The following is a 13,988-nucleotide window of genomic DNA, read 5'->3' as shown; positions in this document are numbered from 1 at the left end:
GTTCCGCCGCAGCATCCCCTCATTCACGAATCAAGGAGCCGCCACCCATGGCAAACTTCACCATCGCCGACATCAAGGCGCTGCGCGAGCAGCTCGGCACGGGCATGGTCGACACCAAGAAGGCCCTCGAAGAGGCCGACGGCGACGTCGAGAAGGCCGTCGAGATCCTCCGCCTGAAGGGCGCGAAGGGCAACGCCAAGCGCGCCGACCGTTCCACCAGCGAGGGCCTCGTCGCCGCTCGCGAGTCGGACGGCAAGGTCACGCTCATCGAGCTCGCGTGCGAGACCGACTTCGTGGCGAAGAACGACCGCTTCATCGCGCTGGCCGACAAGGTCGCCGACGCGGTCGCCGCGGTCGCCGCCGACTCTGTCGAGGTCGCTCTCGCCGCTCCCGCCGGTGCGGGCACGGTCGAGCAGCTCATCTCGGACGAGGCCGCCATCATCGGCGAGAAGGTCGAACTGCGTCGCGTGCGCACCCTCTCGGGTGACCACTTCGAGGTCTACCTGCACCGCACCAGCAAGGACCTGCCCCCGCAGGTCGGCGTGGTGCTCGCCTACACCGGCGACGACGCGGAGACCGCGCGCAGCCTCGCGCAGCACATCTCGTTCGCGAACCCGTCGTACCTCTCGCGCGACGAGGTCCCCGAGGCCGATGTCGACAAGGAGCGGGAGATCGTCACCGAGATCTCGCGCGGCGAGGGCAAGCCCGAGGCCGCCCTGCCCAAGATCGTCGAGGGCCGCGTGAACGCGTTCTTCAAGCAGGTCTCGCTGCTCGACCAGGACTACGCGAAGGACAACAAGCTGTCCGTCGCGAAGGTCGCTCAGGACGCGGGTCTGACCCTCACGGGCTTCGCCCGCTTCAAGGTCGGCGCCTGATCCGATGAGAAGGCCCGCGCCGATCCGTTCGGCGCGGGCCTTTTCTCATGCCCTTCGATAGGTTGTACGCGATGAGAGGAACACACACGTGATCGATGAAGCGACCGGACGCCGGCGCGTCCTGCTCAAGCTCTCGGGCGAGGCCTTCGGCGGGGGACAGCTGGGTGTGAACCCCGACATCGTGAGCCAGATCGCGCAGGAGATCGCGGCGGCCGTAGACAGGGTCGAGATCTCCATCGTCGTCGGCGGCGGCAACTTCTTCCGCGGCGCGGAGCTCAGCCAGCGCGGCATGGACCGCGGGCGCGCCGACTACATGGGCATGCTCGGCACGGTGATGAACGCCCTCGCCCTGCAGGACTTCCTCGAGCAGGCCGGCGCCGCCACCCGCGTGCAGTCCGCCATCTCAATGACGCAGGTCGCCGAGCCGTACATCCCGCGGCGTGCAGAGCGCCACATGGAGAAGGGGCGCGTCGTGATCTTCGGCGCCGGCGCGGGTCTGCCCTACTTCTCCACCGACACGGTCGCCGCGCAGCGCGCGCTGGAGATCAGCGCGGTGGAGGTCCTCGTCGCCAAGAACGGCGTCGACGGGGTCTACACCGCCGACCCCAAGAAGGACCCTTCGGCCACCCTGATCGACCGGATCACGTACCGCGATGCCCTGCAGCGTGGACTGAAGGTCGTCGACTCCACGGCGTTCAGCCTGTGCATGGACAACGGCATGGACATGCGCGTGTTCGGGATGGAGCCGGCGGGCAACGTCACCCGCGCACTGCTCGGCGAGCCGATCGGCACCGTCGTCACCGTCTGAACCGTCCCGACTAGACTGAGGGTTCTGGTCTTACCCGATGGGAGTCACTGTGATCGCCGATGTCCTGGCAGATGCCGGTTCGCGAATGGATCGGGCCGTCGAGGCCGCGAAGGATGACTTCGCCACAGTGCGGACGGGCCGCGCCAACCCGCAGCTGTTCCAGAAGATCCTCGTGGACTACTACGGCACGCCCACGCCGCTCTCGCAGCTCGCGTCGCTGAACAACACCGAGGCCCGCACGCTCGTGGTCACGCCGTACGACAAGTCGGCGCTGAAGGCCATCGAGGAGGCCATTCGGAGCACCCCGAATCTCGGCGCCAACCCGACGAACGACGGCAGCATCGTGCGGGTCACGCTGCCCGAGCTCACGGAGGAGCGCCGCAAGGAGTTCGTGAAGATCGTGCGGACCAAGGGCGAGGACGCGAAGGTCCACGTCCGTGGCATCCGCCGCAAGTCGAAGGACGACCTGGACGCCCTCAAGGGCGAGGTCAGCGACGACGATCTCGCGCGCGCCGAGAAGGAGCTCGACGCTCTGACGCGCGCCCACGTCGACGCCATCGACGACGCGCTCAAGCGCAAAGAGGCCGAGCTGCTCGAGGTCTGAGGACGCCGATGACCGATTCAGGGGCGTCACCGGACGACGCCGCACCGGCAGAGCCGGTCTCGCGCCGCGAGCACGTACGTGCGGCGCGCAGCGAGTTCGAGCACCAGGTCGCGCACGCCCGCGCCGAGTTCGAAGAGGCGAACGAGCGCATCAAGGCCCGCACCGGGCGTGACCTCATCGTCGCGACCCTGATCGGACTCGCCATCGGCGCGCTCCTGGTCGCCTCGCTGATCTTCTTCAAGCAGGTCTTCGTGGTGTTCGCGCTCGGCGCGGCGCTGCTGGGCATCTTCGAGCTCAGCCGTGCGCTGGTCGCCTCCGGACGCCGGGTCGACCTCGTCCCGCAGCTGGTCGCCGGTACGGTGCTCGCCGTCTCCGGCTACTTCCTGGGCCTGTGGACCCACTGGGTCGTGACCTTCGTCGCGGTCGCCGTCGTGGTCGTGTGGCGCCTGGTCGCCCAGATGGTGGCGAAGGACGGCCGCACCTACGGCGACGTGCTCGACGATGTGCTCGCCGGCGTGCTGGTGCAGCTCTACGTGCCCTTCCTCGCCAGCCTCTGCCTGATCCTGCTGCGCCAGGACGGCGGCGAATGGTGGGTGCTCGGGTTCGTCATCATCGCGGTCGTCTCCGACACCGGCGCATACGCCTCGGGGCTCGCGTTCGGCAAGCACCCCATGGCGCCGCGGATCAGTCCCAAGAAGACCTGGGAGGGCTTCGCGGGCGCCGCGGTCGGCGCGCTGCTGGCCGGAGCGCTCCTCGCGCTGTTCCTGCTCGGCCTGCCGTTCTGGGCCGGTCTGATCCTGGGTGCCGCCGTGCTGCTGACGGCGACGATCGGCGACCTGGGCGAGTCGATGATCAAGCGCGACCTGGGCATCAAGGACATGAGCTCGTGGCTGCCGGGGCACGGCGGTGTGCTCGACCGCCTCGATTCGATCCTCCCCTCGACGATCAGCGCACTGACGCTGTACTACCTGCTCTCTCCTCTGGCGGCATGATGACGATGACTCCCGACGCACCACCCGCGGCATTCCCCGAGGTCCACGGCCGAGAGAAGGGGTACGACCGCGCCGCCGTCGACGCCTTCCTGGCCAAGGCACGCGACGCCTTCGAGACCGGCGACGCCAGCCTCACGGCCGCGGATGTCCGCCAGGTGGCCTTCCCGCTCGCACGCAACGGCTACGCCGTCGCGCAGGTGGATGCGGCGCTCGGCCGCATCGAGGACGCCTTCGCCGTCCGGGAGCGCGACAGCGCGATGGCGCGGGTCGGCGCGCATGAGTGGGTCGGTATGGCCCGCGAGAACGCGCAGGTGATCCTCGATCGCATCACCCGCCCGAACGGACGCCGGTTCGATCGTGTCGGCGGGCTGCACTACGGGTATCGGCGTGACGAGGTCGACCTCGTCACCGACAAGATCACGGCGTTCCTGGAGGACGGCGAACCGGTCACGGTCGAGCAGGTGCGCTCCGTCGCCTTCCGCATGCAGCGGGGCGGATACCGGGAAGCGCAGGTCGACGCGCTGCTGGACGCGGTCGTCGAGGTGATCCTGGCGGTCGCATGAGGAACCCCTCACCCGGATGGCAGCCCTCAGGCACGCCCGCTAGACTCGGGGCCACTGTGACTTCCGGGACTGAGATGACGACACGACGCGGCCGACGCGATGCGCTCGTGCCCGCGCGTGCGCACGCCGCCGTCTCCCCACAGCCCTCCCGCCATCCGGCACCCGCGCCCTCACCGCGCTGGTCGCGCCGTCGCGGAGTCGTGGCGGTCTTCGCCGCCTTCGCCGCGCTCGGATTCGTCGCGGCCTCGGTCGGCCCGACCGGCATGGCCCTCGCGGACGCCACTGCGGGCGACGACGCGACGACCTCGCTGTACGCCAGCACCATCGACGACGCCCAGTCGCTCGAGGGCGACGCATCCGCCGAGACCAAGGCGAGCGATCTCGGCCGGGACAGCTACAGCGTCTACGTCAAGCCGAAGCCCACGCCGACGCCTGTCGCCGCCGCGGCGACGACGTCGACCACGTCCGGCGCGACAGGCTGGGCCCCGCCCGCCGTCGCGCCGAACCCCGGCAGCGCCCAGGCCATCGCCCATGAGATGGTGCTGGCCCGCGGCTGGGGCGAGAACGAGTACAACTGCCTGGTCTCGCTGTGGAGCAAGGAATCCGGCTGGCGAGTGAACGCGTACAACGCCGGCAGCGGCGCCTACGGCATCCCGCAGGCGCTCCCCGGCAGCAAGATGGCCTCCGCCGGCGCGGACTGGGCCACCAACCCCGCCACGCAGATCACCTGGGGTCTCGGCTACATCACCGGCCGCTACGGCACCCCGTGCGGCGCGTGGGCGAAGTCGCAGTCCTCCGGCTGGTACTGACCTCATGCCGAGGGCGAACCGGCGCCGTCCGGCGTCGGCCGACGGGGACTCCTTCGAGCGTCTGCTCGCCGGATGGAAGCGCACCGAGACGCGTCGCGGGGCGGAGTGGACCGTGCAGCCGGTCTCCGCTGCGCAGGCCGTGAAGGCGTACGTCTGTCCCGGCTGCGGGCGCTCGGTCGACCCCGGGGTCGCCCACCTCGTCGTCTGGCGCGCCGACGGCGTGCTCGGCGATGCCGCTGACCTCGCGGCCCGCCGCCACTGGCACGCGCACTGCTGGAGCATCGCCTGACATGGAGATCCGCGGACCACTGGAGCTTCCCGCCCACCGGCAGGAGATCGAGCTGCACACGCTCGACGGGCTGACCCTCGTCGGAGAGCTCGCGACCCCGCTCGACCGGCCTGCCGTCGCGACCCTCGTGACCCTGCACCCTCTGCCGACGGCAGGCGGATTCATGGACTCGCACGTCCTCCGCAAGGCGGCGGCGCGCCTGCCCGCCCTCGCGGACCTCGCCGTTCTGCGCTTCAACACCCGGGGCACCTCATCGCCGCGGGGGACGAGCGACGGCGCCTTCGACGGCGGCGGCGCCGAGGAGTTCGACGTCGCCGCAGCACTGGACTTCGTGCACCAGCGCGGGCTTCCCCGGCCCTGGCTGGTCGGCTGGTCGTTCGGGACCGAGCTCGCACTGAAGTACGGCAGGGACCACGAGGTGGAGGGCGTCATCCTGCTCTCGCCGCCGCTGCACCGCGCGACCGCAGAGGACGTCGCGGCCTGGGCGGAGGACGAGCGTCAGGTGATCGCCCTGATCCCCGAGCTCGACGACTACCTGCGTCCGGCGGAGGCGGCTGAGCGCTTCGCCGCGATCCCGCACGCCGTCGTCATCCCCGTCGAGGGCGGCAAGCACCTCTGGGTGGGGGAGAACCAGACCAGGCGGGTGCTCACCGAGATCGTCGCGGCGATCGCCCCCGACGCGCTCCCGCTGCCGAACGAATGGCCTCCGGCGCCCGTCGCCGGGGTCTGACTACCGCTCGTTCTGCCGCGGGATGATCACCTGACGGTAGATGATCAGGATGCTGGCGGCCACGGGGATCGCGACGAGCGCGCCGAGGAGGCCGAGCAGCGCTCCACCGGCCAGGGCGGCGATCACGACGACGGCTCCCGGCACCGAGACGGCACGGTTCATGATGCGCGGGGAGATCACGTACGCCTCGATCTGCATGTACACGAGGTAGTAGATCGCGGCGATCCACCAGGCGTTCGGGTTCGTGGCGAGCCCGGGGATCAGGCAGGTGAGGACGATGATCGTCGAGCCGGTCAGGGTGCCGACCAGCGGGATGATCGAGAAGAAGAACGCGATCACGGCCAGGACTGCGGGGAACGGCGCGCCGATCGCCGTGAGCAGGATGGCGCTCAGCACGCCGTTGATCACGCCGAGCGTGAGCTGACCGATGACGTAGAAGCCGACCGAATCGGTGATCTGCTCGGCCAGGTCGATGAACCGCGCCCGCTTCGAGGCCGGCACCAGCTGGTACACGGCCTTCTTGAGCGAGGGCGTGGATGCCGTGAAGTAGATCGTCAGGATCAGCACGATGAACGCGCCGGTGAATCCCGCGATGAGCGCGGCGCCGATGACGATGATGCTGCTGCCGACCGTCTCGCCGATCTGCCCGAAGTCGAGCGAGTTGTACCACTCCTCGAGATACTCGAAGACCTGCTCGACATTGAGGGCGGGGAACGTCTCGTGCAGCCATGACTTGGTCGCCCCGATGGGATCCCATGAGCCGGAGTCGACGAGGTCCTGGATCTGCGTGACGAGCTGCGAGATCTGACCCACGATGATGGGCACGACCATGAGGATCACGCCCGCGAACACCAGGAGCAGCGCGAGGATCGTCACCAGCACGGCCGCCCAGCGCGGCAGTCGGCGGCGCTCCAGCCAGGACACGACCGGCTCCAGGCCGAGCGAGAGGAACAGCGCGGTGCCGACGTACAGCAGGATCGTCGACAGCGTCTGGATGCCGCCGATGAACAGCAGCCCGAGACCGACGCCGAGCGTCGCGACGAATGCCACCCGGAACGGATTGTGGATCTTCACGGCTCTCCTCGACTGTGCGGCACTGCTCTTCCGTCAGGATACGCACCGAGGGCGCCCGCGGACGGCAGCGCCACCTCTCTGGGGACTTTCAGCCGAGGTTCGATAGTCTGAAACGTCGAGTCGACGGCTCTGCGCACCCGGGCGCAGGCCGAAGAGAGGTTTTATTCGTGCGTTTCGTATGGGCCGTCGCAGCATTCGTGCTCGCTGCCATGCTGATCGGGGCGGGCATCGCCCAGCGGACCCTCTTCCAAGGTGATACGTCCGAGACCGCGTCGGTCACCGTCTCCGACGGCTCGCCGTACATCCTGATCGACGGCGCAGCGCTCAACTCGCTGCCCGGTTCGCAGACGCTGCGGGCGCAGGGCGAGGGCGAGATCTTCGCGGCCTACGGCCGCACCGCCGACGTGCAGGCCTGGCTGTCCGACGCCGACTACGCAGCGGTGAGCATGGGGGAGGACGGCCAGCTGGCCTCCACCTCGGTGGCCCCCACGCCGGCGGCGACAGCCGAAGGCGAGGAGGCCGACGAGCCCGCTGAGACCACGACCGGCCGCAGCCCGGTGGGGTCAGACCTCTGGCTCGACGAGTTCCAGCAGGAGGACGTGCTGATCACGCCCCTGCAGCTTCCCTCCGACATGAGCCTGCTCGTCGCCACCGACGGCACCGCACCGGCGCCCTCGAAGGTGTCGATCACCTGGCCCGTGGCCAACCCGACCCCGTGGGCCGGACCGCTCATGGTCCTCGGCGGGATCCTGCTGGCCGTCGGCGTGTTCCTGTACATCCTCGGCATCAACCACGCCCGCCGGTCGCGCGGTCCGCGACGCAAGGGCCTGCCCCTCCCGGTGACCGAGCCGATCGACCTCTCCGTCGAAGAAGCCGACAAGGGCGTCATCGCCGCCACGCCGCGCACCAGACGTTCGATCTCGGGCGGTCGCCGGCCGCTGCTCGTGATCCCCGCCGTCGCCGTGTCGGCGCTGCTGTTCTCCGGCTGCACGGCCGACGCGTGGCCGCAGCTCGGCGCGAGCCCCACGCCGACACCCACGGACTCCGTTCTCGTCCCCGAGGGGCAGCAGGCGCCTGCGGTCACCGAGGCGCAGGCCGAGCGGATCCTCGAGCGCATCTCCGAGACCGTGGCGACCGCCGACAAGGATCGCGACACGAAGGTTCTCGCCGAGCGCACGGGCGGAGCTGTGCTCTCGGTGCGCAAGACGAACTACAAGCTGCGCACCAAGATCGACGACTACGCGTCTCCGGCAGCGATCGCGGCGGAGCCGCTGGAGATCCTGCTGCCGCAGGCGTACGACGGCTGGCCGCGCACGATCATGACCGTCGTCAACAACGCCGACGCCAAGACCGCGAACATCATGATGATCACGCAGGACGACCCGTGGTCGAACTACAAACTCGTCTACATCTCGAATCTCGAGGCCTCCACGAGCCTGCCCGATCTCGCGCCCTACTACGTCGGGGCCTCCGCCGTGCCGCCGGACTCGTCGTTCCTCGTCCTGGCGCCGCAGGATCTCGCCGCCGCCTACGCGGACGTCCTGACCAAGGGTGCGAAGAGCGAGTACTACGGGCTCTTCGACGCGGACAGCGACGTCTTCCGCGAGAACGTGGCCAAGGACCGGAAATCGCGGCTCGCGACGTTCAACGAGACCGGCGACGGCACGGGACGACTGACCTTCGCCGCGACAGCCGGTCCTGACGAGCCGCTGTCGCTGGCGACGCTCGAGAGCGGCGCGATCGTCGCCGTGACGACCCACGAGACCGATACGGTCAAGCCGACCGACGCGGATGCGCTCATCCTGTTGAAGAAGAATCCCACGGTGGCCGCGATCACCGGGAAGAAGGAGTCGGCCACCGGCTTCACCACCACCTTCAGCGACCAGCTCTTCTTCTACGTGCCTGGTCAGGGCACGAACGAGAAGATCCGCCTGCTCGGCTACTCCAGTGACATCCTCGGAGCGAAAGTGATCGAGAAATGACCGATGCGATGACGGGTGCCGCTCTGCGCGGCGCCGTGGACCTTTCCGCACTCCGCGGCCGCAGCGCCGCCCCGGCAGCGCCGGCGGCGGTCCCCGGTGCGCCGGGTTCCGCACCCGCCCTGATCATGGACGTCACCGACGCGATGTTCCCGCAGGTGCTCGAGCTCTCGCGCACCGTGCCGGTCGTGGTGGACCTGTGGGCGGAGTGGTGCGGCCCCTGCAAGCAGCTGAGCCCCATCCTGGAGAAGGTCGTCACCGAGCTCGCCGGACGCGTGGTGCTCGCGAAGGTCGACGTCGACGCGAACCCCCAGCTGGCACAGGGCTTCCGCGCACAGTCGATCCCCTTGGTGGTCGCGCTGATCGCAGGGCAGCCGGTGCCGATGTTCACCGGCGCGGTCCCCGAGCAGCAGGTGCGCGAGGTGTTCGACCAGCTGCTGCAGGTCGCCGCGCAGAACGGCGTCTCCGGCACGATCGACGTCGACGGCGCCGCACCCGCCGAGGAGCCGGCCGAGCCCGAGCTTCCGCCGCTGCACGCCGAGGCCTTCGACGCGATCGAGGCGGGCGACTACGCCCGCGCCGCCACCGCGTACGAGCAGGCACTGGCCGAGAACCCCCGTGACGCCGACGCGCGCGCCGGCCTCGGACAGGTGCGGCTCCTCGCGCGCGTGCAGGGCGCCGATCTGCAGGCGGCGCGGGATGCTGCCGCCGCCGCGCCCTTGGACGCGGAGGCGCAGTTCGCCGTCGCCGACCTCGACCTCGCCGGCGGTCATGTCGATGACGCGTACGCGCGCCTGCTCGATCTGTTCGCGGCCCTTCCGCAGGAGGAGCGCGGTCCGGTCAGGGAGCGGCTGCTCGAGCTGTTCGGGCTCATCGGCGACAGCGACCCCCGGGTCATCCGCGCCCGCGGCCGCCTCGCGTCGCTCCTCTTCTGAGCGACGGAGCGACCGAGTCCCGCTCCTCAGCCTTTCGTCGGCGAGGGGATGTGCGCCTCCGGGTCGTGGCGCAGCCACAGCACGCCCAGCGGCGGCAGCACCATACGGGCCCGACGGTTCTCATCGGCGTGGACCACGCCGAGGTTCCCCACCCCGGATCCGCCGTAGAGCTGCGCATCGCTGTTCAGCGCCTCGTGCCAGACCCCTGATTCCGGCATGTCGAGCTCGTACCCGGTGACCGGGACGCCGGAGAAGTTGCAGACGACCACGACCGTGTTGCCGTGGTGGTCGCGGCGCGAGAACGCCGACACGTTCGGGTTCCAGCTCGGCGCGCCGAGGCGTGAGAAGGCGGCGCCGTCGCTGTCGCGTGCCCACAGCGCGGAGAGGCCGCGGTAGGTGCGGTTGAGCGAGCCCACGAAGTCGTGCAGCTGCGCGTGCGCCGGCTGATCGAGCGTCCACCAGTCGAGCGAGCGCCCCTCCGACCACTCCGACATCTGGCCGAACTCCTGGCCCATGAACAGCAGCTGCTTTCCTGGATGCCCCCACATGTACGCCAGGAACGCGCGCATATTGGCCAGCTTCTGCCAATGGTCGCCGGGCATCCGTCCGAACAGGCTGCCCTTGCCGTGCACGACCTCGTCGTGGCTGATGGGGAGCAGATAGTTCTCGCTGAACGCGTACACGAACGAGAATGACAGCTCGCCCTCGTGATGCGAGCGGTACATCGGGTCGCGCTTGATGTACTGCAGCGAGTCGTTCATCCAGCCCATGTTCCACTTGAACCCGAAGCCGAGCCCTGCGCGGTTGGTGGGCGCCGTCACGCCGGGGAAGCTCGTGGACTCCTCGGCGATCATCGCGATCCCGGGGAAGAGCTTGTACGCGGTCGCGTTGACCTCCTGCAGGAACGAGATCGCCTCGAGGTTCTCGCGGCCGCCGTGGATGTTGGGTACCCACTCGCCTGGCTCACGCGAGTAGTCGAGGTACAGCATCGAGGCGACGGCGTCGACGCGCAGACCGTCGACGTGGAACTCCTCGAACCAGAACAGAGCGTTCGCGACGAGGAAGTTGCGCACCTCCCTGCGGCCGTAGTCGAAGATGTACGTGCCCCAGTCCTTGTGCTCGCCGCGGCGGGGGTCGCCGTGCTCGTAGAGCGCCTGGCCGTCGAAGCGGGCGAGGGCGAACGCATCCTTCGGGAAGTGGCCGGGCACCCAGTCCATGATCACGCCGATGCCGGCCTGGTGCAGCCGGTCGATCAGGTAGCGCAGGTCGTCGGGGTGGCCGAACCGGCTCGTCGGGGCGAAGTAGCCGGTGACCTGGTAGCCCCACGATCCGCCGAACGGGTGCTCGGCGAGCGGCATGAACTCGATGTGGGTGAACCCCTGCGCCTCGACGTACTCGATGAGCTGGTCGGCGGCATCCCGGTACGACAGGCCCTGCCGCCACGATCCGAAGTGCACCTCGTAGACCGACATCGGCTGCGAGACCGGCTGCTGCGAGGCGCGCCGCGTGATCCACTCGGCATCGCCCCACGTGTAGGAGCTCTCCACGACGACGGATGCTGTCGCCGGCGGCACTTCGGCGTACCGTGCCATCGGGTCGGCCTTAAGCACCCAGTCGCCGCGGGCGGTGAGGAGCTGGAACTTGTAGGCGCTGCCGGCGCCGATCCCCGGGACGAAGAGCTCCCAGACGCCGCTGGAGCCCATCGAGCGCATCGCGTGGCCCTGGCCGTCCCACGCGTTGAAGTCGCCGACGACGCGTACGGCCTGCGCATTGGGCGCCCAGACGGCGAACGACGTGCCCGACGAGCCGCCGTGCGTGCGCACGTGCGCGCCGAGCACGTGCCAGAGCTTCTCGTGCCGCCCCTCGCCGATCAGGTGCAGGTCGAGCTCCCCGATGACCGGCGCGTGGCGGTACGGGTCGTCCGCGGTGAATTCAGAGCCGTCGTCGTACCCGGTGGCCAGCTGATAGGCGCCGGCCGCCCCGGAGCGAGTGCCCTCCCAGATGCCGTTGCGGACGTGCTCGAGCGGGACCCTGGTGCCGTCGTCGAACACGGCGGTGACGCTGCGGGCGAGGGGGCGCCGTGCGCGCACGATCCACTCAGGGGCGCCGGCGGGGTCGACCCCCGGGTGCAGCCCGAGCACGCCGTGCGGATCGTGGTGCGAGCCCGTCGCGACGGTGTCGAGCAGGCGGTCGTCGAGCTGGGTCATCGTCTCTCCTTGACGTGCAGGATGTGGACGGGTTCGGTGAACGCGTCCAGCCGCACGAAGTTGTGGTCCGACCAGGTCCAGTGCTGGCCGGTGATCAGCTCGTCGACCTCGAAGGCGGTGCCAGGCTCGACTCCCCAGATGCGCGTGTCGAGGTGGATCATGGTCTGGCGCACGGAGTGCGGGTCGACGTTCACGACGACGATGATCGTGTCGGCGGCGCCCGTCGGGGACAGAGCGGCCGGCAGGTGCTTGGAGAAGACGAGGATCGCCTCGTCATCGCTCCAGTGCGCCGAGAAGTTGCGCAGCTGTCCGAGCGCGGGGTGCGCCGCGCGGATCTCGTTCAGCCGGCGCAGGAACGGCGCGAGCGAGTCTCCGCGTGCTTCGGCGCCTGCCCAGTCGCGGAGCTTGTACTCGTACTTCTCGTTGTCGATGTTCTCTTCGGCTCCGGGCCGTGCGACGTTCTCGAACAGCTCGTACCCCGCGTACACACCGTAGGTCGGGGCCGCGGTCGCGGCGATGGCTGCCCGGATCGCGTACGCGGCGCGACCGCCGTACTGGAGATACTCGGTGAGGATGTCGGGGGTGTTGACGAACAGGTTGGGTCGCAGGAAGTCGGCGGTGTCCGACGCGAGCGCGCCGAGGAACTCCTCGAGCTCCTGCTTGGTGTTGCGCCAGGTGAAGTACGTGTAGCTCTGCTGGAACCCCGCCATCGCGAGTCCCTGCAGGGGCGCGGGCCGGGTGAACGCCTCGGCGAGGAAGACGAGGTCCGGGTGCTCGGCGGTCACCGTCGCGATCAGCCACTCCCAGAACTGCAGCGGCTTGGTGTGCGGATTGTCGACGCGGAAGATCTTGACGCCCTGCGCGACCCAGTGCCGCACGACGCGGAGCACCTCCGCGCGGATGCCCTCCGGATCGTTGTCGAAGTTGATCGGGTAGATGTCCTGGTACTTCTTCGGCGGGTTCTCCGCGTAGGCGATCGAGCCGTCGGGCAGGGTCGTGAACCACTCCGGATGGCTCGTCACCCACGGGTGATCGGGTGCGGCCTGCAGGGCCAGGTCGATCGCCACCTCGATGCCCTCCGCCCGCGCAGCCCGGACGAAGGCGCGGAAGTCGGCGAGGCTGCCGAGGTCGGGGTGGACCGCATCGTGGCCGCCCTCCGCGGAGCCGATGGCCCACGGCGAACCGGGATCGGCGGGGCCGGCGTCGAGGGTGTTGTTCGGGCCTTTCCGGTTGACCCGCCCGATCGGGTGGATCGGCGGCAGGTACAGCACGTCGAAGCCCATGGCTGCGACACCGGGCAGGCGCTTGGTCGCCGTGCGGAACGTGCCGCTCTTGATCGTGCCGTCTTTGAGTCGGCGGGCGCCCTCCGAGCGGGGGAAGAACTCGTACCAGGCTCCGACTCCCGCCCTGGTGCGCTCGACCACCAGCTCCCGCTCGGGGAGCGCGCTGGCCGGAGACATCAGCGGGCGCGCGTGGAAGAAGGCCGCGATGGCGGGGTCGCGCACGATGCCGAGGGCGGCCTCGTCGCTGACCGCCGCGTCGCGCAGCGCGACGGATGCTCCCTCGAGCACGCGGCGCTCGGCGATCGGGCGCGACTTCTCGGCGACGGCGCGATCGAAGAGGAGGGCGCCGAGCTCGCGCATCACGGGACTGTCGACGCCCGCCGCGATCTTGAGGTCGGCCGCGTGCTCCCACGTCGCGAAGTCGTCGGCGAAGGCCTCGAACCGGTAGCGCCAGGTGCCCTGCTCGAGCGGGCTGATCTGCGTCTCCCAGCGGTCGAAGCCGTCTCCCAGGGCGCGCAGCCGGTGCAGCGACTCGTCGCCCGAGGGCGACGTCAGCCGCACCTGCACGCCGATGATGTCGTGCCCCTCGCGGAAGGCCGTCACGCGGAACGGCACCACCTCACCGGCGAACGCCTTGGGCGCGAAGGCGTCGCCGGGCACAGCCGGAAACGGCAGCGCCAGCGGGATGCGGCCGTTCACCACGGCGTCCGAGCCGGGCGTGAGGGCGATGGGGCGCACGGGGATCGCCGAGATGCTGCGCCAGGGGCGGGCGGATGCTGTTCGCGTCGTCGATGCCACGATGCGAACCTATCGCGCGTGACTCGCGTGCGGCACCCGCCC

The 13,988-nt window shown here is 69.8% G+C and carries 13 protein-coding genes; 10 read left to right on the top strand and 3 right to left on the bottom strand.

All coding sequences use genetic code 11. The annotated features are described in order from the left end of the window. The first annotated feature begins 47 nt into the window (after positions 1-47). From tsf to Microterr_RS07435, 8 genes are all read left to right on the top strand, one after another. Entirely contained in the window at positions 48-875 is an 828-nt protein-coding gene (tsf, locus tag Microterr_RS07470; protein ID WP_263798605.1) for a translation elongation factor Ts, read from the top strand. 88 nt (positions 876-963) lie between these two features. Beyond that, complete coding sequence (gene pyrH / locus Microterr_RS07465; protein WP_263798606.1) at positions 964-1,683, top strand: UMP kinase; 720 nt, start codon at positions 964-966, stop codon at positions 1,681-1,683. Between the two features lie 49 nt (positions 1,684-1,732). Further along, complete coding sequence (gene frr, locus Microterr_RS07460) at positions 1,733-2,287, top strand: ribosome recycling factor (protein WP_263798804.1); 555 nt, start codon at positions 1,733-1,735, stop codon at positions 2,285-2,287. A gap of 8 nt (positions 2,288-2,295) precedes the next feature. Next, positions 2,296-3,279 carry a phosphatidate cytidylyltransferase gene (locus Microterr_RS07455; RefSeq protein WP_263798607.1) on the top strand — a complete coding sequence of 328 codons (984 nt, stop codon included), beginning with the start codon at positions 2,296-2,298 and terminating at the stop codon, positions 3,277-3,279. A gap of 5 nt (positions 3,280-3,284) precedes the next feature. Then, positions 3,285-3,842: a DivIVA domain-containing protein gene (locus Microterr_RS07450; RefSeq protein ID WP_263798805.1), complete on the top strand. Its 558-nt coding sequence runs from the start codon at positions 3,285-3,287 to the stop codon at positions 3,840-3,842. A 56-nt stretch (positions 3,843-3,898) separates the two neighbouring features. Next, positions 3,899-4,651 (top strand): aggregation-promoting factor C-terminal-like domain-containing protein, encoded by a 753-nt coding sequence (locus Microterr_RS07445; protein WP_425560952.1) that lies wholly within the window; start codon positions 3,899-3,901, stop codon positions 4,649-4,651. Positions 4,652-4,655: 4 nt separating this feature from the next. Then, on the top strand, positions 4,656-4,940 hold the full coding sequence (locus Microterr_RS07440) for a hypothetical protein (RefSeq protein WP_263798609.1): 285 nt from the start codon (positions 4,656-4,658) through the stop codon (positions 4,938-4,940). Between the two features lies 1 nt (position 4,941). Continuing rightward, positions 4,942-5,670: an alpha/beta hydrolase gene (locus Microterr_RS07435; RefSeq protein WP_263798610.1), complete on the top strand. Its 729-nt coding sequence runs from the start codon at positions 4,942-4,944 to the stop codon at positions 5,668-5,670. Here the strand turns inward: Microterr_RS07435 and Microterr_RS07430 are convergent, their stop codons facing one another. Then, complete coding sequence (locus Microterr_RS07430) at positions 5,671-6,744, bottom strand: AI-2E family transporter (RefSeq protein ID WP_263798611.1); 1,074 nt, start codon at positions 6,742-6,744, stop codon at positions 5,671-5,673. It lies immediately after the preceding gene. Positions 6,745-6,911: 167 nt separating this feature from the next. Here Microterr_RS07430 and Microterr_RS07425 point away from each other — a divergent pair, with 167 nt between their 5' ends. Both Microterr_RS07425 and Microterr_RS07420 read left to right on the top strand, forming a co-directional pair. Beyond that, a complete protein-coding gene (locus Microterr_RS07425; RefSeq protein WP_263798612.1) occupies positions 6,912-8,726 on the top strand; it encodes a DUF8094 domain-containing protein in 1,815 nt (604 codons plus the stop codon). Then, entirely contained in the window at positions 8,723-9,658 is a 936-nt protein-coding gene (locus Microterr_RS07420; protein WP_263798613.1) for a tetratricopeptide repeat protein, read from the top strand. The genes Microterr_RS07425 and Microterr_RS07420 overlap by 4 nt, the downstream gene beginning before the upstream one ends. A gap of 26 nt (positions 9,659-9,684) precedes the next feature. On the opposite strand, the gene glgB is transcribed toward Microterr_RS07420, so the two are convergent. Then, positions 9,685-11,865: a 1,4-alpha-glucan branching protein GlgB gene (glgB, locus tag Microterr_RS07415; RefSeq protein WP_263798614.1), complete on the bottom strand. Its 2,181-nt coding sequence runs from the start codon at positions 11,863-11,865 to the stop codon at positions 9,685-9,687. Next, entirely contained in the window at positions 11,862-13,946 is a 2,085-nt protein-coding gene (locus tag Microterr_RS07410) for a maltotransferase domain-containing protein (RefSeq protein ID WP_404810191.1), read from the bottom strand. Before Microterr_RS07410 ends, glgB begins: the two co-directional genes overlap by 4 nt. Positions 13,947-13,988: the final 42 nt, after the last annotated feature.

Origin of the sequence: Microbacterium terricola (assembly GCF_027943945.1) — a bacterium.
In the GTDB taxonomy this organism is placed as follows: Bacteria; Actinomycetota; Actinomycetes; order Actinomycetales; family Microbacteriaceae; genus Microbacterium; species Microbacterium terricola.
The sequence above is the reverse complement of the archived record's forward strand: the minus strand, read 5'-3'. Positions and strand labels throughout refer to the sequence as shown.